Origin of the sequence: Pseudomonas sp. JUb42 (genome assembly GCF_024807945.1) — a bacterium.
Lineage (GTDB): Bacteria > Pseudomonadota > Gammaproteobacteria > Pseudomonadales > Pseudomonadaceae > Aquipseudomonas.
In genome coordinates this window covers 1-24,342 of the sequence record NZ_JANUFD010000001.1, presented here as the reverse complement: position 1 = coordinate 24,342, position 24,342 = coordinate 1, and the positions used below count along the sequence as shown (strand labels likewise).

26 protein-coding genes, 2 tRNA genes and 1 pseudogene are annotated in these 24,342 nt (G+C 56.4%); 19 read left to right on the top strand and 10 right to left on the bottom strand.

Translation table 11 applies throughout. The features are described 5' to 3' along the window. Window positions 1-21 precede the first annotated feature (21 nt). The 4 genes from M2401_RS00145 to M2401_RS00130 all read right to left on the bottom strand — a co-directional run bounded on the left by M2401_RS00145 (window position 22) and on the right by M2401_RS00130 (window position 1,426). Window positions 22-300: a DUF6388 family protein gene (locus tag M2401_RS00145; RefSeq protein ID WP_259098218.1), complete on the bottom strand. Its 279-nt coding sequence runs from the start codon at window positions 298-300 to the stop codon at window positions 22-24. Between the two features lie 77 nt (window positions 301-377). After that, complete coding sequence (locus M2401_RS00140; RefSeq protein ID WP_259098216.1) at window positions 378-626, bottom strand: hypothetical protein; 249 nt, start codon at window positions 624-626, stop codon at window positions 378-380. 175 nt (window positions 627-801) lie between these two features. Next, window positions 802-878: transfer RNA gene (locus M2401_RS00135), tRNA-Thr, on the bottom strand. A gap of 104 nt (window positions 879-982) precedes the next feature. Further along, a complete protein-coding gene (locus tag M2401_RS00130) occupies window positions 983-1,426 on the bottom strand; it encodes a prepilin-type N-terminal cleavage/methylation domain-containing protein (RefSeq protein ID WP_259098214.1) in 444 nt (147 codons plus the stop codon). 226 nt (window positions 1,427-1,652) lie between these two features. Between M2401_RS00130 and pilB the strand changes: the two genes are divergently transcribed. From pilB to yacG, 5 genes are read left to right on the top strand one after another with little or no spacing between them, the layout of a single operon-like run. Continuing rightward, on the top strand, window positions 1,653-3,353 hold the full coding sequence (gene pilB, locus M2401_RS00125; RefSeq protein WP_259099816.1) for a type IV-A pilus assembly ATPase PilB: 1,701 nt from the start codon (window positions 1,653-1,655) through the stop codon (window positions 3,351-3,353). 3 nt (window positions 3,354-3,356) lie between these two features. Next, window positions 3,357-4,574 (top strand): type II secretion system F family protein, encoded by a 1,218-nt coding sequence (locus M2401_RS00120; RefSeq protein ID WP_259098213.1) that lies wholly within the window; start codon window positions 3,357-3,359, stop codon window positions 4,572-4,574. Window positions 4,575-4,576: 2 nt separating this feature from the next. Then, window positions 4,577-5,449, top strand: coding sequence for an A24 family peptidase (locus M2401_RS00115; protein WP_259098211.1), 873 nt, complete (start codon window positions 4,577-4,579; stop codon window positions 5,447-5,449). Further along, entirely contained in the window at window positions 5,446-6,069 is a 624-nt protein-coding gene (gene coaE / locus M2401_RS00110) for a dephospho-CoA kinase (protein WP_259098209.1), read from the top strand. Before M2401_RS00115 ends, coaE begins: the two co-directional genes overlap by 4 nt. Next, window positions 6,063-6,266 (top strand): DNA gyrase inhibitor YacG, encoded by a 204-nt coding sequence (gene yacG / locus M2401_RS00105; protein WP_259099814.1) that lies wholly within the window; start codon window positions 6,063-6,065, stop codon window positions 6,264-6,266. The genes coaE and yacG overlap by 7 nt, the downstream gene beginning before the upstream one ends. 369 nt (window positions 6,267-6,635) lie before the next feature. Here yacG and M2401_RS00100 read toward each other — a convergent pair whose 3' ends face one another. Together M2401_RS00100 and M2401_RS00095 are read right to left on the bottom strand one after the other, a co-directional pair. Beyond that, window positions 6,636-7,316, bottom strand: coding sequence for an energy-coupling factor ABC transporter permease (locus M2401_RS00100; RefSeq protein ID WP_259098207.1), 681 nt, complete (start codon window positions 7,314-7,316; stop codon window positions 6,636-6,638). Beyond that, entirely contained in the window at window positions 7,313-7,774 is a 462-nt protein-coding gene (locus M2401_RS00095; RefSeq protein WP_259098205.1) for a hypothetical protein, read from the bottom strand. Before M2401_RS00095 ends, M2401_RS00100 begins: the two co-directional genes overlap by 4 nt. Before the next feature lie 102 nt (window positions 7,775-7,876). On the opposite strand from M2401_RS00095, the gene M2401_RS00090 reads away from it, so the two are divergent. From M2401_RS00090 to M2401_RS00080, 3 genes are all read left to right on the top strand, one after another. Then, window positions 7,877-8,506 (top strand): DUF1780 domain-containing protein, encoded by a 630-nt coding sequence (locus tag M2401_RS00090; RefSeq protein WP_259098203.1) that lies wholly within the window; start codon window positions 7,877-7,879, stop codon window positions 8,504-8,506. A 97-nt stretch (window positions 8,507-8,603) separates the two neighbouring features. After that, complete coding sequence (locus tag M2401_RS00085) at window positions 8,604-8,777, top strand: DUF3094 domain-containing protein (protein WP_259098202.1); 174 nt, start codon at window positions 8,604-8,606, stop codon at window positions 8,775-8,777. A gap of 69 nt (window positions 8,778-8,846) precedes the next feature. Continuing rightward, a complete protein-coding gene (locus tag M2401_RS00080) occupies window positions 8,847-10,145 on the top strand; it encodes an NAD(P)/FAD-dependent oxidoreductase (RefSeq protein ID WP_259098199.1) in 1,299 nt (432 codons plus the stop codon). Between the two features lie 166 nt (window positions 10,146-10,311). Here M2401_RS00080 and M2401_RS00075 read toward each other — a convergent pair whose 3' ends face one another. From M2401_RS00075 to M2401_RS00065, 3 genes are all read right to left on the bottom strand, one after another. Next, window positions 10,312-11,820 carry a diguanylate cyclase domain-containing protein gene (locus tag M2401_RS00075; RefSeq protein WP_259098197.1) on the bottom strand — a complete coding sequence of 503 codons (1,509 nt, stop codon included), beginning with the start codon at window positions 11,818-11,820 and terminating at the stop codon, window positions 10,312-10,314. 172 nt (window positions 11,821-11,992) lie between these two features. Beyond that, window positions 11,993-13,564: a PAS domain-containing methyl-accepting chemotaxis protein gene (locus tag M2401_RS00070; RefSeq protein WP_259098195.1), complete on the bottom strand. Its 1,572-nt coding sequence runs from the start codon at window positions 13,562-13,564 to the stop codon at window positions 11,993-11,995. 471 nt (window positions 13,565-14,035) lie between these two features. Further along, window positions 14,036-14,112 (bottom strand) — tRNA-Pro (locus M2401_RS00065). Window positions 14,113-14,376: 264 nt separating this feature from the next. Here M2401_RS00065 and M2401_RS00060 point away from each other — a divergent pair. From M2401_RS00060 to dnaB, 4 genes are read left to right on the top strand one after another with little or no spacing between them, the layout of a single operon-like run. After that, window positions 14,377-15,243: a ParA family protein gene (locus M2401_RS00060; protein WP_259099812.1), complete on the top strand. Its 867-nt coding sequence runs from the start codon at window positions 14,377-14,379 to the stop codon at window positions 15,241-15,243. Continuing rightward, window positions 15,240-15,923, top strand: coding sequence for a hypothetical protein (locus M2401_RS00055; protein ID WP_259098194.1), 684 nt, complete (start codon window positions 15,240-15,242; stop codon window positions 15,921-15,923). The genes M2401_RS00060 and M2401_RS00055 overlap by 4 nt, the downstream gene beginning before the upstream one ends. Further along, complete coding sequence (locus M2401_RS00050; RefSeq protein ID WP_409033857.1) at window positions 15,923-16,624, top strand: DUF2786 domain-containing protein; 702 nt, start codon at window positions 15,923-15,925, stop codon at window positions 16,622-16,624. Before M2401_RS00055 ends, M2401_RS00050 begins: the two co-directional genes overlap by 1 nt. Next, window positions 16,621-17,967, top strand: coding sequence for a replicative DNA helicase (gene dnaB, locus M2401_RS00045; RefSeq protein WP_259098192.1), 1,347 nt, complete (start codon window positions 16,621-16,623; stop codon window positions 17,965-17,967). Before M2401_RS00050 ends, dnaB begins: the two co-directional genes overlap by 4 nt. Window positions 17,968-18,210: 243 nt before the next feature. Here dnaB and M2401_RS00040 read toward each other — a convergent pair whose 3' ends face one another. Next, a complete protein-coding gene (locus M2401_RS00040) occupies window positions 18,211-18,501 on the bottom strand; it encodes a hypothetical protein (RefSeq protein ID WP_259098190.1) in 291 nt (96 codons plus the stop codon). Window positions 18,502-18,667: 166 nt separating this feature from the next. Between M2401_RS00040 and M2401_RS00035 the strand changes: the two genes are divergently transcribed. The 7 genes and pseudogenes from M2401_RS00035 to M2401_RS00005 all read left to right on the top strand — a co-directional run. Beyond that, window positions 18,668-19,327: a hypothetical protein gene (locus M2401_RS00035; RefSeq protein WP_259098189.1), complete on the top strand. Its 660-nt coding sequence runs from the start codon at window positions 18,668-18,670 to the stop codon at window positions 19,325-19,327. Continuing rightward, window positions 19,327-19,653: a hypothetical protein gene (locus M2401_RS00030; RefSeq protein ID WP_259098187.1), complete on the top strand. Its 327-nt coding sequence runs from the start codon at window positions 19,327-19,329 to the stop codon at window positions 19,651-19,653. Before M2401_RS00035 ends, M2401_RS00030 begins: the two co-directional genes overlap by 1 nt. Continuing rightward, window positions 19,650-20,000: an Arc family DNA-binding protein gene (locus M2401_RS00025; RefSeq protein WP_310504103.1), complete on the top strand. Its 351-nt coding sequence runs from the start codon at window positions 19,650-19,652 to the stop codon at window positions 19,998-20,000. Before M2401_RS00030 ends, M2401_RS00025 begins: the two co-directional genes overlap by 4 nt. Before the next feature lies 1 nt (window position 20,001). Then, on the top strand, window positions 20,002-21,786 hold the full coding sequence (locus M2401_RS00020) for a ParB family protein (protein WP_259098185.1): 1,785 nt from the start codon (window positions 20,002-20,004) through the stop codon (window positions 21,784-21,786). A 33-nt stretch (window positions 21,787-21,819) separates the two neighbouring features. Then, window positions 21,820-22,557: a DUF2857 domain-containing protein gene (locus M2401_RS00015; RefSeq protein ID WP_259098184.1), complete on the top strand. Its 738-nt coding sequence runs from the start codon at window positions 21,820-21,822 to the stop codon at window positions 22,555-22,557. Then, entirely contained in the window at window positions 22,554-23,888 is a 1,335-nt protein-coding gene (locus M2401_RS00010; RefSeq protein WP_259098182.1) for an STY4528 family pathogenicity island replication protein, read from the top strand. The genes M2401_RS00015 and M2401_RS00010 overlap by 4 nt, the downstream gene beginning before the upstream one ends. A gap of 57 nt (window positions 23,889-23,945) precedes the next feature. After that, window positions 23,946-24,342, top strand: a pseudogene (locus M2401_RS00005) (hypothetical protein); the annotation flags it as partial.

Genomic DNA, 24,342 nt, shown 5'->3' with positions numbered 1-24,342 from the left:
ATTATCTTTTCAACGTCAGTGTTACGCGCTCAGCGTCGCCATCTCTTGCCGCCGCTCTTCACGCAACCGCTCAAGCTCCGCAGGAGACCGGGCGATCAGCATCAGGGCGTAGTCCTGGGGCGTGGTGCGGCGTTCTTCGGCGGCGCGGACGAATGCGGCGTGGGCGTGGTCTTCCTTGCGCTGCTGAATGAACAGACCGCCCGGATGGATATGGAAATTGGCCAATTCCCAGCGCAGGTTTTCATTGCGGCTGATAAAGATTTCGAGGGCGGTGGTCATTAGCTGCGAACTGCGGAACATGTGCGTCTCTCCTTGAGTGTGGCGGCATCGATATCGGCCGTCTCGCACATTCCTGTATGCAGTTCGTCGCCATTCCCTCAGAGCGGCGTGCGTTGAGCGATGGACGGGATCACATCCGGCGCAGTCGCCAAACTCTCGGCCACCCGGCGCAACTCACTGATGGAAGACCCCAATCCCTGCACCTGTCCCAGCACCTCAACGGCATCGCGCTGATGGATCGTGTGCCGCAGATACTCGAAATGCCCCGCCATCGCAATCTTGACCCGCTCCAGATCCAGGGCGGTGAGCTGCAGGTCATCGCGGATGGTATTCAGCTCGTAGGGCAAAGGTTTTCTCCCTGGTTTTTTTTGTGGAGCTTTGGCTGTGGGCGTGAATCGGGTTATTGGGCCATCAAGGTTGATCACGGTCTTTGACGGTGGTCATGGGTGAGGCTTTTTTGACCCGCAAAGCAAAAGCCCCGGAGGCATTGGGTGCCTTCCGGGGCTTTTGGTGCTGCGTTGCTGGTGCCGAAAACAGGAATCGAACCTGCGACCTTCGCGTTACGAGTGCGCTGCTCTACCGGGCTGAGCTATTTCGGCGCACTTTTAACGTTAGCAGTACTTCACGACAAAAGCGTTTGAAACCCAACACAAAACTAATTAAAAAGCCCGAACTCGTTCGGGCTTTTTATAAAACGATCATGTTAAATTTTAACATAACCGTTGGTGACGCAAGCACCACTGTATGCCCAACTGATCTTGCTATCAACACCAGTAGGGGTCAATGTGCAAGTATCTGTATCTACGATACCTTTAAAGTTGTTCGGCTTCGCAACAATTGCCGCAGTACCTGAGGTGATAGTAATAGTGTTGACAGCGCCACTAGTAATGCCACTAGGCAGCGTAACACCTACTACAGTTGCGGTATCGCAACCTGTAATAGCGTTGCTGGTGTTTTGAGCTGCGCAAACCGAGATCGCAGTTTTAACCGAACCCATTGCCGCCAGCACTTCGCTGTAAGCAGCTTTTTTGATGTAGTTCTGATAAGCCGGCAATGCCACTGCTGCCAGGATACCTACGATTGCCACCACGATCATCAGTTCGATAAGCGTGAAGCCCTTTTGCAGGGATTTCGATGCGTTTTTCATTTACTTCTTCTCCAGGCGTCAAATGGGTGTTGCCCTGATCCGACAGAAGCACAGGCTGTGCCAATTCCTGTTTTTGTGACGAGGGTTACATTTTTCACGCATTTCGCTCGCTTAACCATTCCCTCAGCCAGCACAAACTGACAATTTATGTCACTTGCTGCGTCATGATTTGGCAGCAAGGTCCGACTGCGCTATAAACCTCACACTGTCTGTGTCTGGTGGTTTTATGACTGATGTCGTCCTCACGGGTTTGGCCAAACAATTGGTTGTGGCCGAGCTTCTCAACGAAAAAACTGCCCAGCAGGCTTATCAAGAAGCGCGGCGCAACAAGAGCTCCTTCGTCAGTTACCTGGTACAGAACAAGCTGGTCAAAAGCCTGACATTGGCCGAGATGGCCTCTGAACAGTTCGGCCTGCCGTTTCTCGACCTTAATACCATCGATAAAGAATCCCAGCCTCAGGGTTTGGTCAGCGAAAAGCTGATTCGCCAACATCATGCCCTGCCTTTATGGCGACGCGGCAACAAGCTGTTTGTTGGCGTCTCCGACCCGGCCAACCATCAGGCTATTACTGATATCCAGTTCAGTACCGGGCTGAATACAGAAGCCATTTTGGTAGAGGACGACAAACTCACCATCGCCATTGACCGCTTTTTTGACGGTGGCAGCGGCATGGGCGACCTTGGTGATCTCGACCTGGGTGTCGAATTCGAATCCAGCCAGGACGACATTAAAGAAACCTCAATCAGCGCCAAGGACGACTCGGAAGATGCGCCGGTGGTGCGCTTCGTCAATAAGATGCTAATGGACGCCATTCGTATGGGTTCGTCTGACTTGCACTTTGAACCCTATGAGAAGAGCTTTCGCGTACGCCTGCGCACGGACGGCATTCTTCATGAAGTAGCCAAGCCGCCCATCAATCTGGCGGGGCGTATCGCCGCGCGCCTAAAGGTCATGGCCGGGCTGGATATTTCCGAACGCCGTAAACCTCAGGATGGCCGGGTCAAACTGCGGATATCGAAGAACAGATCCATCGATTTCCGTATGAACACCCTACCGACGTTGTGGGGTGAAAAGGTCGTGATGCGGATCCTAGACCCTACCAGCGCGCAAATGGGCATTGACGCCTTGGGCTATGAGGCCGACCAGAAAGAGCTGTATCTCGAAGCGCTCAAGCAGCCCCAGGGGATGATTCTCGTTACCGGCCCTACAGGCTCGGGTAAAACCGTTTCTCTTTATACCGGGCTGAATATCCTTAATACCGTGGATATCAATATTTCCACCGCCGAAGACCCGGTAGAGATAAACCTGGAGGGGATCAACCAGGTTAACGTCAATCCGCGTCAAGGAATGGACTTTGCTCAGGCCCTGCGTGCTTTCTTGCGTCAAGACCCTGACGTAATCATGGTCGGTGAGATTCGTGATCTGGAAACCGCAGAAATCGCGATCAAGGCGTCCCAGACCGGGCATATGGTGATGTCGACCCTGCACACCAATAGCGCTGCTGAGACCCTGACTCGATTGCATCATATGGGCGTGGCGGCTTTTAACATCGCAACAGCCATCAACCTGATTATCGCCCAGCGTCTGGCGCGCAAGCTGTGTCAGTACTGCAAAAAAGAGGTGGATCTGCCACGGGAAACCCTGATTAAGGAAGGTTTCCCGGAAGCGGAAATAGGTAAGTTCAAGATCTATGCGCCCGTGGGCTGCGATCAATGCAATGGCGGCTATAAAGGCCGCGTCGGGATTTATGAAGTAGTCAAGAAAACTGCCGCGCTTGAACGGGTGATTATGGAAGAAGGCAATGCTCTGGAGATCGCCTCGCAAATGCGCAAGGACGGTTTCCCTGATCTGCGCACCTCGGCCCTGCGCAAAGCAATGCAAGGCGTTACCAGTCTCGAAGAAGTCAACCGCGTGACCAAGGATTAAGCAATGGCGAGCAAAGAAGTTAAAGTCAGTGTTTACACTTGGGAAGGCAAAGACCGTAAAGGCGCAACCGTCAACGGCGAACTCAGCGGGCATAATATTCCGCTGATCAAGGCACAGTTGCGTAAACAGGGAATCAACCCGCTGAAAGTGCGGAAAAAACCTGTATCCCTCTTTAGCAAGGGCAAAAAAATCAAGCCCTTGGATATCGCATTTTTCGCCCGGCAAATGGCGACCATGATGAAGGCCGGTGTCCCGCTGCTGCAGTCGTTCGATATTATTGGCGAGGGCGCGGAAAACCCGAATATGCGCAAGATGGTCGACGACATCAAGCAGCACGTTGCGGCCGGCAACAGCTTTGCTTCTGCGCTGAGAAGCAAACCGGAATATTTCGATGATCTGTTCTGCAACCTGGTGGACGCGGGTGAGCAATCCGGTGCTTTGGAGTCGCTGCTCGATCGAGTCGCAACCTATAAAGAGAAAACAGAGGCCCTGAAGGCCAAGATCAAGAAAGCCATGACCTACCCGATTGCGGTCATGGTAGTGGCATTTATCGTAACCGGGATTCTGTTGCTCAAGGTGGTTCCGCAATTCCAGAGTATTTTTGCTGGTTTTGGTGCTGAGCTACCTGCGTTTACGCTGATGGTTGTCGGTCTGTCCCAGATCGTTCAGGACTATTGGCTGATGATTCTTATCGGGATGGTCGGTGCGTTTTTTATGTTCAAACGTGCCTACAAACAATCCGAAGCGTTCCGTGACTGGTTGGACAGAAATCTGCTGAAGATGCCGGTAATCGGGCCGCTGATCTATAAATCATCGGTTGCGCGATATGCACGTACCTTGGCAACGACTTTTGCAGCAGGCGTTCCCTTGGTTGAGGCTCTGGACTCGGTGGCAGGGGCTACAGGCAATATCGTTTTCAAGAATGCCGTACACCGCGTCAAACAAGATGTTTCCACAGGCATGCAACTGAACTTCTCCATGCGCTCAGTCGGCGTCTTCCCCAGCCTCGCCATCCAGATGACGGCCATCGGCGAAGAGTCTGGCGCCCTGGACTCGATGCTGGACAAAGTCGCCACCTACTACGAAGGCGAAGTCGACAATATGGTCGATAGCCTGACCAGTCTGATGGAGCCCATGATTATGGCGGTCCTTGGTGTGATTGTCGGCGGCCTGGTTATCGCGATGTATCTGCCTATCTTTAAACTCGGAAACGTCGTCTGACCATGCCCTTCTCCGATTTCTTCACCAGCTTCCCCCTGGCCTTCACCCTCGCCATTCTGGTCCTGGGCCTGCTGATCGGCAGCTTCCTCAACGTCCTGATCTACCGCCTCCCCGTCATGATGGAACGCGACTGGCGCGCTCAGGCCCGGGACATGCTCGCCCTGCCCGCCGAGGATAAAACCGAGACCTTCAACCTGTTCCTGCCCCACTCCCGCTGCCCCCATTGCGCCCACAAAATCCGCGCCTGGGAAAACCTGCCGGTCATCAGCTACCTGTTCCTCGGCGGCAAATGCTCGGCGTGCAAGGCGCCGATCAGCAAGCGCTACCCGCTGATCGAGCTGGCCTGTGGGCTGTTGTCGGCATTCATTGCCTGGCATTTCGGTTTTGGCTGGCAGGCGGGGGCGGTGTTGTTGTTGAGTTGGGGGCTGCTGGCGATGAGTGTGATCGATATGGATCACCAGTTGCTGCCGGACTCGCTGGTGCTGCCGTTGCTATGGCTGGGGCTGATCGCCAATACCTTCGGGCTGTTTACCACTCTGCACGATGCCTTGTGGGGCGCGGTGCTGGGGTATATGAGCCTGTGGTCGGTGTTCTGGATCTTCAAGCTGCTCACCGGCAAGGAAGGCATGGGTCAGGGTGACTTCAAGCTGCTGGCGCTGTTTGGCGCCTGGGGTGGCTGGCAGATTGTGCCGTTGACCATTCTGGTGTCTTCGGCGGTAGGCGCGGTGTTGGGCCTGATTATTCTGCGCCTGCGCAATGCCGAGACGAGCACGCCGATCCCCTTCGGTCCTTATCTGGCCATTGCAGGCTGGATCGCGCTGCTCTGGGGTGGTCAAATAACCGACTCATATTTGCAGTTTGCCGGTTTCAAATGACCAACCCTGTTAACAAACCCTGGATTCTCGGCCTTACCGGCGGGATCGGCAGTGGCAAAAGCGCGGCCGCCCAGCACTTTATCGACCTCGGTGTGCACCTGGTGGACGCCGATAACGCCGCCCGCTGGGTGGTGGAACCGGGGCGTCCGGCGCTGGCGCGGATTGTCGAGCACTTTGGCGACAGCGTGCTGCAGGTCGATGGCAGCCTCAATCGCGGCGCTCTGCGTGGGCTGATTTTTCAGGATGCCGAGCAACGGCGCTGGCTGGAAGCCTTGCTGCATCCGTTGATTGGTGAGGAAATCGCCAGCTACCTGGCTCGCGCGCAATCGCCCTACGCCATTTTGGTATCGCCGCTACTGGTCGAGTCGGGCCAATCGCGCATGACTCAGCGCATTCTGGTGATCGACGTGCCGGAGGCTCTGCAGATCCAGCGCACCATGCAGCGTGACGGCTCCAGTGCCGAACAGGTGCAGGCGATTCTCAAGGCGCAAGCTGATCGCGAAGAGCGTTTGCGTCATGCCGACGATGTATTGGTCAACGACCGCGATCACGCCTGGCTGCAACAGGAAGTCGAGCGGCTGCATCACTTTTATCTGACTTTACGTGGAGGCCAATCATGAGCCCGACAACCGTGCAATGCCCGACCTGCGGCGCCCCTGTTGAGTGGAGCGCGGCAAGCACCGCGCGGCCGTTCTGCTCCGACCGCTGCAAGCTGATCGACCTGGGTGCCTGGGCGTCCGAAGAACATGCCATTGCGGGCAGCCCGGATGCTGAAGATGAATTGTTTTCCGGGGATTTGCCGCCTCGGGAGCATTGATTCAAACAACATCCACTCCAGTTACTGTGGAAGCGAATTGTGGAAGACGCCGCGCTGTCACGCCGCAAACACTAACCGAGGCAGGGCGCAAATCTTGTGGGAGCGAATTCATTCGCGAATAGGCCGGTACATTCGAAGCATCTTCATCACCTGGATACCGCTTTCGCGAATGAATTCGCTCCCACGGAGTCCTTGTGATTTAGTAAATTGCGCGTTGTTTGACGAGAGCGAATTTATTCGCGAATGAAGGCATTACAGACGATAAAAATGTAGCGAATGTACCGGCCTCTTCGCGGATAAGTCCGCTCCCACAGGTCTATAGGTGCTCTCGCTACGTATCAAGTACGCAGGCCATAAGGTGCCCGACGTTCACTCACCCTCCTTCCACGGCGCCGACAGGTAGCGCGTGCGGTTGAAGGTCTCCAGCCACTCGGGGGCGAAGACCACCAGGGCGCTGATGATCATTCCGTTGATAAAGGCTTCGGGGAAAATGATCAGCCACAGGTAGCCGATAAAATCCTCCAGCCATTCCGGCATCGCGAATAATCCCTCGAACCACAACAGTCCCAGCGCCAGCAGCAGGCAGAGCAAGGCCGACAGCGCTGCGGCGAAGAATCCTGAGCAGAAGATGTAGACGAAGGGGCTCTTGGGCTGCGCCCGCTCGACGCAGATCGCGCAGATTTCCGTGACCAGCACCGGCAGCGCCACGAACAGCAGGCCGTTGACGCCCAGGGCGGCCCAGTCCTGTCGCCCGATTAACGCCAAGCCCAGTTGCGCGACGCAGCCGCCGAGCAATGCCAGGGGCCAGTCCAGCAGCAGGGTCACGGCGGTCATGCCGAGGAAGTGGTAGGACACGCCAGTATCAAAATCCCGGCGCATCAGCCACAGCAAAAACAGGCCGAAGATGGTGGCGAACAGCAAATGCTGGCGGCGGCTGTCGGTAAACAGCTCAACCCAGGGCGAGCGCCAGAGCGCCCAGCATAAGAGCGGCGTGTAGAGCAGCCAGCCAACCAGCAGGGTCGGCGTGGTCAGCACCTCGCTGCCAATCATGGCCGTTCGAGGGCGGCGCGCAACTCATCGCTACTGCTGAATTGCTGTTGTTTGACCAATCGCCCGTTCTGCACCTGCAACCACAACACCTTGTCGATATCGCCGTCATAACGCGGTACCACCCGGGCGTCGCGGTCGAGCATGATCCGGTAGGAATAGGCGCGCATGCCCGGCACGGCGAACATCTTGCTGATCAGCGCGGGCATCTTGTGGATGTCGGCGACAAACACCGTCTTGCGCGCCTCCAGGAAGCCCTCGGGCTTGTCTTGCAGGGCGCCGTTGACCAGTTTGGCCGCGTCCATGCTGCGCGCCACCAGCAGGGTCTGGGTCTGTTCGTTGAAGGTATAGGGTTTGTCGAATTGATCGAGCAGGGTCCAGGGCGCCAGGCGCTCGCCGACTTCCAGGGCTTGGGCGGCGCACGGCACGAGAATCAGCAACAGTAAAGGCCAGAGTTTCAAGACGGGGTCCTCAATCGCTTCATCGGTGAAATTTCGCTCAATAGTCTACAGCGCAGGCTTTCGTACTTTCAGTTGTAGTGATTACAACGTTAAGCTTGGGCCATGGATGACTCAGACTTTCTGCGCCTGCTTACTATCCAGGCCGAACAAGCCAACTCGTTCCTGTCCAACGCGCGCAAGTGGGAGCGCGAACGATGGGTGTGCGAGCGGCTGCTCCAGGGTCTGAATATCCGCCATCGCGACGAAGACTTCACTGCCGCCGGTCAAGAACCGCCCGATGTGCTGTTTCGCAACGCCTGTTTCGAGGTGTTTTTTGTGCTCGATGAAGGCCGTCGCCTCAACGATGAATGGCGCGAAGAACTGGAACGGCGGCGCAGTGCCGATTCTCTCAGTGAACTGGTGCGCCGCCAGGCCAAGCCCAAGCGCATCCCTGCCGCCGATCTGCTGGAACGCCTCGGGCCGACCTTGCGCAAGAAGGCCGGCAACTACCGTGAACGCGACCTGGACCTGAGCAAGCTGGATCTTATCGCCTTCGTCAGCCTCAAGCGCGAAGTGCTCGACCTCAATAGCCACTTCCCGCCTCCGACCGAATACCTGCGCCAGGGCTGGCGCTCGCTGTCCCTGGTCGGGCCGACCTTTGCCAGGGTGCTGTTCGCTCATCCCGAGGCGCCGGATTTCCTGCGGACCAATCTGGGTCGCAGCGTGATTTTCGACGTGGGTATCAGCCTGTAGGCCGCGCATGTCGATGGCGTAATTACCCCGTCAATGTTACAAATGGCAATCATTCCTACGGATTTTACTGCGTCATGCAGTATTCCCAGAGGCCGACATGTCCAGCCGCCTGAACCCTGACGACCAGCAACGGGTCGAACAGTACCTGCAAGCGCCCCAGCATCGAGTCGAGCGCCGGCCTTTTCGGCCATGGCTGCTCCTTGTGCTGGTGGTCGCGGTCGTGGTCGGTCTGGGTCTGCTGAGCCGCCTGCTGGCCTGGATTGCGCTATGAGCTGCTTCGCGCTCGCGCCCCCGGCCCTGCCGCTGCCCCCGAATTCCTTAAACCTTATGAGATATCCCTATGACTCATCGCATCGTGATCGTTGGCGGAGGCGCAGGCGGTCTGGAGCTGGCTACACGCCTGGGCAAGACCCTGGGCAAACGCGGCACGGCCAGTGTCACACTGGTCGACGCCAACCTCACCCATATCTGGAAGCCGCTGCTGCATGAAGTGGCCGCTGGCTCGCTGAACTCCTACGAGGACGAGCTGAACTACGTGGCCCAGGCCAAGTGGAATCATTTCCAGTTCCAGCTCGGGCGCATGACCGGCCTGAACCGTGAGACCAAACAGATCCACCTGGCCGCCACCGCCGATGAGAATGGCGCCGAGCTGGTCCCGGCGCGCAGCCTGGATTACGACTCGCTGGTGATTGCCGTGGGCAGTACCACCAATGATTTCGGCACCCAGGGCGCAGCGGAGCATTGCCTGTTTCTGGATACGCGCAAGCAGGCCGAGCGCTTCCACCAGCAGTTGCTCAATCACTATTTGCGTGCCCACGCCGGGCAGGACGAGAGCCCGACGCAGATCAACGTGGCCATCGTCGGCGCCGGGGCGACCGGGGTCGAGCTGGCCGCCGAGCTGCATAACGCCGCCCATGAACTGGCCGCCTACGGCCTGGGCCGGATCAAGCCGGAGAACCTGCGCATCACGGTGATCGAGGCCGGGCCGCGGGTCCTGCCTGCCTTGCCGGAGCGTATTGGCGGGCCGGTACACAAGACGCTGGAAAAACTCGGCGTCACCGTGCTGACCAATTCGGCGGTCAGTGAAGTCACCGCCGAAGGCCTGCACACCGCGAACGGGCAGTTTATTTCGGCGACGCTCAAGGTCTGGGCCGCCGGCATCCGCGCACCGGGCTTCCTGCATGAACTGGACGGTCTGGAAAGCAATCGCATCAATCAACTGCAAGTGCGCCCTACCCTGCAAACCACCCGCGACGACAATATCTTCGCCTTCGGCGACTGCGCGGCCTGCCCGCAGAAAGGCACCGACCGCAACGTCCCCCCGCGCGCCCAGGCGGCGCATCAGCAAGCGTCGATGCTAGTAAAATCCCTGAAGGCACGTATCGAAGGCCAGGTATTGCCGGAATACAAATATCAGGATTACGGCTCGCTGATTTCCCTGTCGAGTTTCTCGGCGGTGGGCAATCTGATGGGGAACCTGATGGGCAGCGTGATGCTCGAGGGCTGGCTGGCGCGGATGTTCTATATCTCGCTGTACCGCATGCACCAGGTGGCGCTGTACGGGATGTTCCGCACCCTGATGCTGATGCTCGGCAGCCGGATTGGCCGAGGGACTGAGCCGCGGATGAAGTTGCATTGATGCGCGGTAGCTGACACCGCGCAGGCTTGCGCCTGAAAAACTCTGTAGAAGAGAATCCTGTGGGAGCGAATTCATTCGCGAAATCGGTACTTCAGACGATGAAGATCCGTCGGATGTACCGTCCTCTTCGCGAATGAATTCGCTCCCACATTATTAGCTTCCACACCTAGCCCATCTCCAGGGTATGGGTTACATACCGCCCGCGCCCCATTTTCTTGGCCTGGTACATCACCCGGTCAGCCGCCAGCAGCAGTTCGTCCGAGGTATTGGCGCCGTCACTGATGGCGATGCCGATGGATACGCCGAGCCGGCAGTGCTTGTTGAACAGGCAAAACGGCTGCTCCAGTGACGCAATGCAGCGTGCGGCGACGGTGCCAGCCACCAGTTCGGCGTTGCTTCCAAGGCCGCTGAGCAGCAGGATGAACTCGTCGCCGCCGATCCGCGCCAGGGTGTCCGCCTCGCGCACGGCATCGTTGAAACGGGCCGCCACTTCGCGCAGCACCTCATCACCGGCTTCGTGGCCCATGCTGTCGTTGATGTCCTTGAAACCATCCAGATCCATGAACAGCAGGCCGACCTGGCTGCCATTCTCGCGCGCCTGTGCCAGCAAGTACGGCAGGCGCTCGGAGAGGTGCACGCGGTTGGGCAGGCCGGTCAAGGTATCGGTGTGGGCCAGGCGTTTGAGTTCGTCCTGGTTCTCGTCCAGCTTGAGCAGCAAGCGATTGAATGCCGAGATCAGGTGACCAACTTCGTCTTCACGATGAACCGGCAACGGCTCCAGAGGTATCTCGCCCCGGCTCATGCGATCGGCGCACTCCGCAGCGCGGAACAGGTGGCCAAGGACAAAATACAAACCCGCACAGGCCAGCAACATGAAGAAAGAGGTCGCGATAGTGGCGTTCTTGATCAGGAAATGTTGCAGTCGGCCGATGGTGGCAAAGGCAATGCTGGTCGGCATGCGTGACACCACCAGCCAGCCTGCACTGGGCACCGAGACCATGGCCGAAACCTGCTCCACGCCCTGGTCATCCATGGCAATCCCCACACCCCGAAAACCCTTCATGGCCTGATCAAGCATCGGGTCGGCGCCCGGCGTGGTCAGGGGTGAGAGCATCGACTGAGTTTGCGAGGAGGCGACGAACAACTGGTCTCTCGGCGAAACCAGCATGAAGCCCGTCGCGACATTGTCGCCACGACTTTGCAGCAGGGAATCGAGAAAGCCATGCCCGGATAGAATCGTACTGCCCACCAGCACGGCCATGACATCGCCGTTGGCGTTTTTGATCGGCACGGCTATGGGCAGAATCGGCACTTTGGCGTAGATGCCGACCCGTGGCCGACCAATATAGCTGGAGCCGCTCAAGGCAATTTTGAAGTAGTCGCGCTGGGAAAAATCGGTACGCTCGCGCTCGGGATAGATCGGATAGTCCGCGAGGTTCTTGCCATCCATGCCGATGACATACAGCCCCGAAGAAAACAGAGTCTGATAAACAAAGCGCTCCTTGAGCCAGGCCCGCAGAGCTTCGGGTTGGCTCAGCAGATTCAGCGGCAGGGAAGCGGCAATACGATCCAGCAATACCTGGCGGCTGATGATTTTTCCGTCGATATCCCGCGCAACATAAGTCGCCAGTGCCAGTTGCTGTTGTTCGGCAACGGATCCCAGGTCCTGTCGCAAAAAATCACTCAAGACGTAATAACGCAAAAAGGAGCCGAGAATTACAATGCCCAGCGCAACGCACAATAGCCGTGTGATCACGCTATTAAAAATGCGCGGCAGAGGCTTCTGTGCGAGGTATTTATTCGGCATTCATCGAGTGTACCCGAAACAAATGCCGTCGATGATATCGTTACTGGCGTTTTGCCTTGAATTGCTGCACCAAGCCATACAGTCTGCCGGTCAGTTGCATGACTTCGCTGGCACTCCTGCGATTGTTTTCGCCCGTTAGCACATTGCGCTGCGCCGCGTCGCGAATCCTGCCGATCGAGCAGTTGATGTCCTCACTGACGACCCCCTGCTGCTCCACCGCTGCGGCAATCTGCGTATTCATTTGCGCGATATCGGTGACCCGCTGACCAATCCCGACCAACGCCGCTGCGGCCTGGCGGGAATGCTCGACCGATGACTGAGCCTGTTCACGACTCTCATCCATCACGCTGACCGCTGACAACGCGCCCTGCTGCAGCCCGGCGATCATGTGGTGGATATCCATGGTCGACTGCTGGGTGCGCGCGGCCAGGCTGCGCACTTCATCGGCCACCACCGCGAAGCCGCGGCCCTGCTCACCGGCACGCGCCGCTTCAATGGCTGCATTGAGCGCCAGCAGGTTGGTCTGCTCGGCAATACCGCCAATGACGTCCAGCACCTGGGAGATTTCACTGCTACGCCCCTCCAGCTCATGCACGACCTGAACGGCCTGCTGGATCTTGCGCTCGAGCTCGCTGATCGACTCGCTGGTCAGGGCCACCAAGTCCTGACCGGCCAGGGTCTCCTCACCGGCAAGCCGCGCGGCATCGGCGGCGTTCTGGGCGTTGCGCGCGACGTCCTGGATGCTGGAGACGACTTCATTGACCGACAGGGCGATCTGATCCGTGGCCACCTGCTGCTGCACGCTGAGCGTGTTGCTTGCATCGATCTCGCCCAACAGGTTCTGGGTATGGCGATCCAGACGGCTTGACGCATCGGCGATCCGGCCAATGACCGCGCCGGTCTCGGCCTGCACCATGCGCAAGGCAAAGTCGATTTGCCCGAGTTCGTCACTGCGCCCGGTGTACAGCACCTGACTCAGCGGGTTATCGGCAATCTGCCGAGCCCGTTCGACCAACTCACGCAACGGTGCCAGCAGCCACCACACAGCGGCGCCGCTCAGTACGGCACTGGCCCCGGCGAGCAGCATGTCATCCGTAACGGGCAGGCTTAGAAGACCGGCGCAGCCGCCTACACCGAAAGCCACGACTGCCGCGACCAACATCGCGGATTTGCTGCGCAAGCCAAGACTGCGCGGCGATTTACTTCCGTTTTTGATGCGCTCATAGAGTGCTTCGGCGGCTGCAAGTTGTTCAGGCTGGGGCCGGGTGCGCACTGACTGATATTCAACGATATCGCCGTTCTGTCTGATGGGTGTGACATACGCACTGACCCAATAATAATCACCGTTCTTGCAGCGGTTTTTAACCAGGCCCATCCACGAATGGCCAGCTTTCAATGTGGCCCACATATGGTCAAACGCCTTTGCCGGCATATCCGGGTGGCGAACAATATTATGCAACTGGCCTATTAACTCGCCCTCGGAATAACCGCTGATGGAAACGAAATCCGCATTGACATAGTTGATGCAACTTTGCGTATTGGTCGTCGACAATATATTGGCGTCAATCGGAAGTTCAATCTGGCGCCCACTGGATAACGTCTTGCGGTACATCGCACTATCCTCGAAATGGAATTTCAGACCCCAGTGCGGCCTGACAGCCTCGGGGATACCTGCCGTGGAATAGGCTCAGGCAAGTTTCGACTGTTCTACGCGCTCCGTAGTTAACAGCGTTTGATCGGGATCAAGGGTCGTATCTGTTCGTGGACGTTGTCGCCATCAAGGCAGAATGAGAATTGGGAACAGATATATGGGAGCAGGGCCTGTGGGCGCTAATGTTGTGGGAGCGAATTCATTCGCGAAAGCGGGGTTACAGGCAATATAACCGCGTCGGATTTACGGGCCCCTTCGCGAATGAATTCGCTCCCACATTAAAAATATGAGTGGCCAGAAAGTCGCTGCGCTGCCTATTCGATAGGGCACGTTTTTCAGGCAAAAAAAAACGTCCCGAAGGACGTTTTCTCGATTCATGCACTGAGCAGTGCATGGATCCTGTTTCTTACTCAGATACAGCTTGAGCAAAAATGGTCGGGGTAAGGGGATTCGAACTCCTGACATCCTGCTCCCAAAGCAGGCGCGCTACCGGACTGCGCTATACCCCGGTTGAAGCTTTACAAGGCAGCTCTGAGACAAGCTCTCTGCCTGCGATCTGGCGCACAAGGCATCAGATCTATAAGATTCGGCCCCAACATTGCTGTTGAGGCCAAAAATGGTGGGTCGTGTGGGATTCGAACCTACGACCAATTGGTTAAAAGATGATTGGCCGTTCAGCACCGACACATGCGGAAAAATGTTATCTGATTCAATCGTTTAACAACGGCTAAAGCAGCCTCTAATGTCCCCATTAGAGGCTTTGTTCCATGAAAATGAAAAGAACCGCGGTCATCTCGACCAAAGGCGGTGTCGGCAAAACGACAGTTGCCGTCAATCTGGGCGCGCTCTGCGCCGATGCGGGTCTGCGAACCCTCCTCATCGACCTCGATCCAGCTCAACCCTCTGCATCATCCTACTACCCCTTGGTACACGAGGCGGAAGGCGGCATCTACGATCTGATTGCGCTGAACATCACTGATCCGGCGCGCGTGATCTCTACCACCAGTGTTCCCAACCTCTCGCTGATTCTGTCAAACGACCCGAATAACCAGCTGATTAACCTGCTTTTACAAGCTCCCGACGGACGGCTTCGACTGGCTCAGTTACTTCAAGCCTTCGAGGGGCAATTTGACCTGGTGATCATCGATACGCAGGGGGCTCGTAGCGTTCTGCTTGAGATGGTGCTCCTGGCTTCTGACCTCGCGGTCTCCCCTCTACCACCCAATATGTTGTCAGCCAGGGAGTTCAGCCGGGGGCTGTTGCAAACGCTGGATGGCCTTCAGACCTACAAGCTCCTAGGTTTGAACATCCCGCTCGTAAAGGTGGTGATCAATAGTCTGGACCAGACCAATGATGCCCGAGCCATACACGAGTCGATTCGCTGCGCATTCCAAGACAGCGATCAAATCGAAGTGCTGCGCAGCACCATCCCCGTCTCGGTGAAGTTCCGGGAAGCTTCGACACACGGCATCCCAATCCATCACCGGGAATACCGTAAGCCGTCGAATAAGCAAGGCGAGAGCGCTTTATCCGTATTCCGCGAACTCGCCATCGAGCTCTTTCCCGAATGGCTGGATCGATTCGAAGCCCTAACCGAGGAGGCCGTGAAGCAATTGGTCAAGGCAGGATTTCGGCCATGAATGCAAACGCCTCTATCGACGAGCCCCTTCCACTGGAGCAGATGTTTGGAAGTGCCCATCAGCTTCGGGTATATAAAACAAAGCTTACGAGGACAGCAGTTGTCCTGGCTGACCTGGCGAACCCCCAAGGAGGTTTGGGTCAGCTCTTGAAAGCAGATGAACATGCAGTGCTGAACCAATCAATTGCCGTCATTCAGAGTTTCAGTCAGCGCATTGAGAAGGCCAAGGAATGCAAGCTACAGGATGAGAAAGCCCTGGAGCAGGCATTCAACGCACGTCAGGCTCAGAGCTGGAAGCTGACGAAAGCATATTTCCCCCTCATGCATGAAACACAGGAGCAGCAGGTCAACGGGCTGTGCATGGCCATGAGTCTGAACCAGCTCGGCCTGCTCAAACCGAATAAAACCGCCTCGCTCTTCAAGGCTGGTTTGCTGAAACAGGCAGAGGCTCTCGGTCGGAATTACGGAAGCGAATATTTCTTCCACGAGCTTTTCAGCGATTGCCAATCGGCGATTCAGGAACATATTGCTGCCCCCTCTACTGGGACAGCTCAACATTCGCTTGATGAACTGCACTCGCGAGTGACTGAAATCTCACAGGGTCTGCGTCAAAGTGAAAAGGCCCTCCTGCTGCTTCTAACCAAAACATATCCCTCTCAAATCGCTGAGAGGGCCTGCTGATGGATCGCCAACGAATCATCGAAAAAGTTGCCAAATGCTTTGCACTGGCCAACGCCAAAGGCGCGACCGCGAATGAAGCCGCAACGGCTTTGAGGCAAGGTCGTTGGTTGATGGAGCAATACAACCTACTGGAAGAGGAGCTTCAAGCGTACCAGGTCAACGACGCCAGCGTGCTGACAGGCACCCTGCGACCGCCGGCAAGTTGGCTCTATAGCCTAGCCCGCACCTGTGCAAAAGCATTTGATTGCGACTACTTGGCGTACCACCGTGCGGGGACCACGGGTTACTCCTTCAAATTCATCGGAACCGGCGTATCACCCGAGGGGGCAGCCTACGCCTATTCAGCCCTGCATCAGCAATTGTTAGCCGCTCGGCGCCAGCATGTGTCGGAGCAGAAGCGGTGCAAGCTGTCGACTAAGCGTCGGCGCGGCCAATTGTTCGCTGAAGCATGGATCAGTGCCGTTGAAAACACCGTAGAACGCTTTGCTGGTTCTCAATCGCCGCAGACGAAACAGGCGATCACAGCATACCTCGCGATCCACCACCCCAACTTGCAGGCAACAAAGCCCAAAGAAACACCCGTCCGGGGTCACGACTCACGCTCACTGGAGAAAGGATGGGTACAGGGCTCAGCAGCGTACCTGCACCAGGGCGTAAACCGATCTGCGCAAGCACAATTGCCCGGTGGGGGTGGAAAATGACTCTCACCGAATTTACTCCCCCACATTCGATCGAGGCTGAGCAGGCCATCCTCGGCGGCCTGATGCTAGACAACCAAAGCTGGGATCTAATTGCCGATGTGGTCAAAACGGAAGACTTTTTTCGCCGAGATCACAAGGTCATCTTCCAGAGCATCGAGCAGTTGGCTCAGCTGAACAGCCCGTTTGATGTTGTGACGGTCGCGAATGCAACCAAGAACATTGATGAGGCCGGAGGTCTGGCCTATCTCGCTGTACTGGCAAAAGACACGCCGTCAGTTGCCAACATTGTGTCATACGCGAAGATTGTCAGTGACCGTGCCCATTTACGCCGGCTGATCTCCCTCGGCCATCAGCTGACTCGTGATGCGTCGGAGGAGCGAGCCAGTGCAACTGCCGTACAAGAATCAATTGAGCAGCGGTTATTTGCGATGGGTGAGAACCATCAGAAAGCAGAGTTCGTCGACGTCCTCAATACGCTGGGAAAAATCGTCGACCAGATCGACGAGCGCTTCAACAGTGGAAACCCCATAAGAGGGCTGCCAACTGGACTTAATGACTTTGACAAGCTGACAGGGGGATTGCAGGACGCAGACCTAATCATTCTGGCTGCCAGGCCCTCAATGGGGAAAACCAGCCTGGCGCTCAACTTCGTCGACGCGGCGCTACAAAAATTTCCGGACAGTTCAGTACAGATCTACAGCTTAGAGATGCCGGCAGATGCCCTTCTCTATCGTCTGATTGCTGTCCTTGGGCGCCTGGACCTTTCAAAGCTGATGTCAGGACAGCTCGATGATGAGGACTGGCCAAAGCTCTCATATGCCTTGAACCGCATCCAGTCGTACGGAACCCGCTTGGTAATCGATGACACTTCAGGGCTGTCGCCTACAGACCTGCGAGCGCGCTCGAGAAGGGGAGCGAGGCAGTTTGGCAAACCTGTGTTGATCATGGTGGATTACCTGCAGCTGATGCGGTGTCCCGGAAGTGAGAATCGGGTCAATGAGATCTCAGAAATTTCTCGCTCGCTTAAAGCCCTGGCCAAAGAGATGGCCTGCCCCGTTGTCGCTCTCTCCCAGCTCAACCGCTCCCTGGAGCATCGCCCAAACAAACGTCCTGTGAACGCCGACTTACGAGAGTCAGGCGCCTTGGAACAGGACGCCGACCTGATTGTGTTCGTCTACCGGGATGAGGTCTACCACCCAGAGACCGAACACAAAGGCATCGCAGAATTGATCCTGGGGAAACATCGCAATGGTCCAATAGGGACAGTGCGAACTGCTTTCATCGCCAGCCAAACCCGCTTCGAAAATCTCTCGGCCACCTATTGGCAAGGAGCAGGCGCATGAGAGCTAACCCCCTCGGATCGCTGGCTTCAGTAGCCACTGATGCGTTTTTGCAGCGTCTTTTCAATCCTGGCGTTCAGAGAGCGTTGTATTCACGCCCGGTGATCGAGTTTGTCGTCGCTTATGGAAAAGTAACGGAGGCCGCCCTACCAATTTTTCAAGCGGCCTCGAAGCAATGCTACGACGACAAGATAAATCAAGGTGCCACCGTTGAAGAGGCAAAGCACGCTGCTTTTGGAGCTTATCTCAATGAGCTCGTGAAGATCCCGTTCCCGCCATTTCCCGGCTGTGTAGCGCCTCCATCAAGCATTTCAGAGGCTCCTTGTAACCCTCCATCACAAGAGGATTTTGACTCAGCTCTCCAAAACGCTCAGGAACAGCCGCAATGAGTACATCAAATGACTGTTTCAAGAGTGCGGCCGCTGGCTTATCTCCTGCCAGAACAATCCCGATGATTCTCAATGCATCGCAAATTCCTGCCTGCATTGCCGACGAGTACAACACTTCAGGTGGAAGCGGGTCTTCTTGCTTTTTCATGCTGGACCTCCAGAGGTCAAAAGTTTGTGTCCTAGAACCCCAAACTCTACCACTGGATGCGTCCGGCACCCTTTCAAGCCCAATGGATCTTCCATTGAGTCAAAAAATCCCATCGGCCAAAGCCTTTCGTTCGTCCAGCTACATGGTCAGGACTAGGAGCACGCGCATGAACTCGCCCGCAAGAAATCTGCAAATCACACATGAGTGCCTGGGTTGCCGTCAGCACCATCCAGCGCATCTTGTCGCTGCCGGTTCGTGCCCGCGCTGCGGTGGCGAACACATAGCAGAACTACAGTACGCAGCTGCATCTCGCGACCTACCCCGCTTCCATGCCAAACAAGAATTCCAGAACTCGGCGTTCACCTATGCCCATGAACACGGGATCGATGGCAACGAACTGGATGGCATCGCCCAGGCCGTACAGCGATTGGCCAAACACAGCAGCACCATCATTACAAAGCACCAGGCACGAGCCCTTGTCGGCATGAAAGACCTTGGCTACGTGACGTTATCCGACACTGCTCAAGGAACTGTTGAGATCGAGCTGCTGGCACCAGGTGCGCTGTTATCCAGCTACTTCTGGTCCGTTTGGGTACCACAATTCCTACAAGCTCGCGGCTACCAGACATTGGTCATGCCCTACCTGGCCCCAGACCAGGATGTCCAGCATTGCACCGTCGCCTTTCAAATCACAGGATCCCGCGAGGCTACTCGCTTGTTCCTGGCCGACATTGCTGAACGGTTCAATGACGTGCGTGAAGCAGAAATCACCCACATTCAAGCCGGCAATCTATTCGAGCAGATCGACAGCGCGAGGTGCTCGTGATGGAGCTTATCCATGCCGTTGAAAACGATCCTCCAACCCCAAGCGCGCGGCAAATCGAACAAGAGCGGATCGACCGAGCGGTGGCCGACTTCCTGGCCCGGGGTCGCCAGATCGAAGCGGTAGCCGAGCCCAAACTCGCGACTCACTCGATCATCGATGACGCGAATCTGGCCAAGCTGTTGGTAGGCCATGCGTCGAATGCAAAGACGCTCGCCGAGGCCGCCAAGCTTCTGAATGAGCCGGAGTCGCGCTGTCGGCGGTTAGCTGTCGAGTATCGAATCCCCTTCCGTAGCAAATCATTCCTCCAAAAGAGAGCAGCGAAATGAGCCTTAACCAATCCGCTCAGCCAACGGCTACAGCCATGAACTTCATTCACGCGAACAGTCACGCTCCCACCGTCACGCATGACCATCAGCAGTCGTTCATGAACCGCAGTGTGCTTCCCGCTCGCCAGAACGACGAAAAGTTTGTTGTCCGTTTTCCCGAAGGCATGCGCGATGAAATCGCTGGCAAGGCCAAAACATGCCTTCGCTCGATGAATGCTGAAATCGTTCACCGCATGCGCGTGACCACAGAACTGGAGGACGAAATCACTCGCCTCAAAGCGATCATCGATGTCCTGCTATCCGGCCGCATCCCTGTTGGCCAGATGGCTGCCGCCAAGGAGGCGTGAAATGTCCAACAAGCCCCTTTCACCCGAAGCGCTGACCGGAAAGCTCTTTCAGGGCTCCTTTGCGCGCTCCGGACCGACCGTTGATAAACTATCGGACCCCATCGCGCCGACAGCAATGGTGTTGTGCATCGAGGACATGATTCCTTACGAGAATAACCCTCGCAAAATCACCAACTCCAAATACCAGGAACTGAAAGCATCGATCCTGGCACGCGGTCTGGATCAACCACCGCCAGTCACTCGCCGCCCTGGGCATTCCAAGTACGTCATCAGAAACGGCGGGAATACCCGTCTGACGATATTGAAAGAGCTATACGCCGAGACCAAGGAGGAGCGCTTTTACAAGATTCCGGTTCTGTTTCGTCCCTGGGACGAAGCCCGCGGAGAAATCATTGCATTAACCGGCCACCTTGCAGAAAACGACCTGCAAGGTCAGTTGATGTTTATTGAACGCGCTATGGGCATCGAAGAAGCGCGCAAGATGTATGAGCTAGAAGTGGGCGAACCTGTTTCTCAGCGTGAACTAGCTCGACGATTGGCGGCGGACGGATACCCTGTTTCTCAGTCTCATATCAGCCGTATGCAGGATGCAGTTCGGTGCTTATTACCCGCCATCCCCAACACTCTCTACTCAGGCCTGGGAAAACACCAGGTTGAACGCTTGTTGTCACTGCGAAAATGCGCGGCCCTAACTTGGGAAAACTTACCAAAGAGCGAGGCTCGTTCTCCTGATTTTGAATTTCTGTTCCTCGAAGTGTTGTCTCAGTTCGACGTGGACGCGGCCGAGTTTGTCTACGAGCGTTTCCAGGATGAACTAATTGGCAACATGAAGGAAGGAACAGGGAAGACCTATGAACAGGTGCTCTTGGACATTAATGAGCATCAGGGTCGGGCCAGGCGAACGACCCCAATGGAAAACCTGCCGTATTACCCACCGGCATCCATCAATGCCCAATATTCTGGGCAGGACACGTTAAATCAGGCCTCGTCCAATGGTGATGAAAGTCTGAAGGGTGGAAGCCCGCAGCAGCCTCCTGCGCCGAATGCGTCCGGTCTCCCCTCTCCAGCGGGCCAATCCAAGCAGCCGCAGAAACCCACTGATCAGCCCAAACAACAGACAGACGCAACACCGCCGCCTCAGCCGCCGCTTACCGACGAGGAGCGCGAAGCGAGAATCGCTGGCCATATTGTTACACCGGTAGCTACGACACAGCGAGTGCGGGACATCAAGCAAAAGATCGCCGCCATGGATGGCGAAATTTTGCCGGACTTCAATGCCAATGCGCTGGTGTCGATCCCCGTGCAGGCCGGAGGTCTGTTTCCAATCTCCGACGTTTGGTACATCGAACGAGAATTGGACTTTCCAAAAGACTTGCGCCAGGTCGCTGCGCAACTCGCCCGTGAGATCGCCGAAATGTCAGGCCTGGGTGGCCGCTATGTGATCGACGTTCAAGCAGGCGCCGGTTTCATCTGTAATGAACCCGCAGAAGATGTGGAACTGACCGACAAGTCGGCACATACGTTGACACTGCTTCAAGCACTCAGTGGTGTCTTTGCCATCGCCCTTGAACAGCAAACCACCGAACAACCGCTTGAACTCGCCGAATTCAAATTCACAGCCGCGCTGGGTGAGTTGTTGTTTGGACAAATGTCCCTCCCAAGCCAACCACCGTCTACCAGTACGCGATTGGATGATGCGGCCATCGTGAAACTGTTTCGTTTGATCCGCCTCGGACGGCGCCTTGTTGAGCTTGAAATTCAACAATGTGGAGACGCACACCCATGACCGCCAAGAAGCCAAGACCTGGGGAGGCCCCTCATGGGCAAAAAACATAATCCCCTCAATGAAGCCATTATCCATCAGATCCTTCACCTGCTGCGTAATGGTGAAGTTCGTAGATGTCTTGATATGGGACTGGATCCTGAGATTTTAAGCGTCCTGCAGAGCCCAAGTGCGCTCAGCGTGCTTTTGAATTCATCGGCCCTCTGGTGCCAAATCCTAGTCGATCAAGACATGGTTAAACGCCTGCTATCGACCAAGGATCGAAGTGATGAAGAGACTCGGATGGTCCAACGAGCCCTGCGACTGGGGGCAACTACGCCGATGCTCCAACAGTTTTTTGGCATGTCGCCACAGGACGTTGCCCTTCAACGTGTCATCGTGGGGGTTCCCGGCAAGCCCGGCCGCAACAGGGATGTTCCAGATGACACCCCTTTGTGGCACAGATTCGTCCATCTCATGGACGAGTTCGGAGCTGACTACCAGGATCCGATGGCCCTGCTAGACATTGCGATGTTGATAACGGAAGAAGTCAATATTCCACTCGATCAGGAGGCCGGTGACGCCACTGGTAGAGTCACTCTCGGACTGATATGGCACAAAATCCAACAGTGGATTAGCGAAGGTCTGTATCCGGCCGGCACCGCTCGCAAGCCTGCCAGTCTCATTTTGCTAACCCCAAACCCTTCCCGGAAAAGAGACCGATCAAACGATACGGCATCAGGACAACTCGCACGCGATGAAAACCTCGGTCAGGTAGAAGGCGAACGCATGTGATAAGACTGTCGAAGCGGCTCTCACTGGGATCCGTTATTAATGCTGCTGCCGGGACTCTGCAGCAAGCAGCAGCGTTCCAGGTGAAAGTCTCGAATACCCGCACTACTGGCGCCACTGGTAGCGATCAAGAGGACGACACAGCGCACGATCAGTACGCCGGCATCGTATTCAGCGGCAATCCGCATGAAACAGTACCGCGTCGTCTTCTTCTGGATGATCGCTTGTCTCCTCTCGAACGCAATGCCTGGCAGGTCTTTCGTCTGTTGATCAATAGCGACGGTTTGACCGCATTCCCCACCTACGAGGAACTACGACCCTATCTCGGGTCGACACCTGGCAAACCGGCATCGAGGGAAACGATCGCTAAAACGCTCACTCACCTTCGCCTGACGCGTTGGCTCAGCCTGGGTCGTCGAGTGCGCGATGCAGTGAGCGGGCGCATGCAAGGCAATGTGTACATCCTGCATGACGAGCCCATCGGCTGCGCAGAAGCCATGGAGATCGATCGCGACTTCATGCTGTTGATTGGCCAATCACTTGATCATGCCAACAAGGCGATACGTCTGATGGCCGAACGCGCGTTCAATGACGTGACGGCCGATCTGCATGTAGCTGATAAATCGCTTCCAACTCGTCTCGACGTGATGGCAGAACGTTTGGGTGCTGGTGAACTGCACGATGAATTCACCTCGGCTGCACCTGTTCTGACTGAGTTCGGAATCCGAACTCCGGCAACGAGCCCCCCTGAAACACCGAGTTCGGATTCCGAAATCAGTGGAATAGAGCGTGATAGCCGTGTCCAACCACCGAGTTCGGAATCCGAACTCATGCAACAATTGGCTACTTTGGCCTCAGTTCGGAATCCGAACTCATATAGTACGTATACAAATACTAATACCTCTGTATCTAAAAGCTTTGTACTGCACGAGTCCCAGACCAGCGCAGACATCACAGAGTCACTGAAACGTCTGACCCCAGATCAGCGCCAGAAAGCGCTGGCCGCCATCAGCCTGGTCGACCCTGCTGTTCGACAGGCGCTTTTGAACCAATGGCACCACCGCATCCTCTCCGGCGGCGTAAAAAACCCGTTGGCTTACCTGCTCAGTTGCGTCCAAAAGGCGAACAAAGGTGAGTTCAATGCGCTCTGGCAAGCACCCTCAGAGCCCAACCGCACGCCAGTAACCCCGGTACAGCAACCGAAACCGCAGCCTGAGTTGGTATCGCATAGCCCTATCCAACAAACGGCATCCCCGCCAGCGCCACGTGACGAAATCGCCGTGGCTAGGGGCAGAGACCAGATGCGCGCTATTCGCCAAGAGCTGGGATTCTGAGCCGTGGACAGCGCGCTGACGAGCGTGGGCTTCGCCCCTAGCAACGTTTCGAACTTAGTGCCGACCTATGCCCCGGGCATAGATCAAGGCCAGGATCTGGATGTTGCCCCGGACAACACGCCGAATTCGGAATCGACCTATTCCCCGGGAATAGCTATCGACCCGGCACTGGTTGCTCAGGGCATCACTTCGGACACCGACCAGGGTGATGCCCCGGGCATCACCTCAACCACCGACCAGGGTGATTTCCCGCGAATCACTTCGGACACAGCTCCAGGTGATGCCACTGGCATCAGTTCGAACACCGATCAGGGTGATGCCCCGGGCATCACTTCGAGCGCCGACCAAGGTGATGCCCAGGGCATCACCTCAACCACCGACCAGGGTGATTTCCCGCGAATCACTTCGGACACAGCTCCAGGTGATGCCACTGGCATCAGTTCGAACACCGATC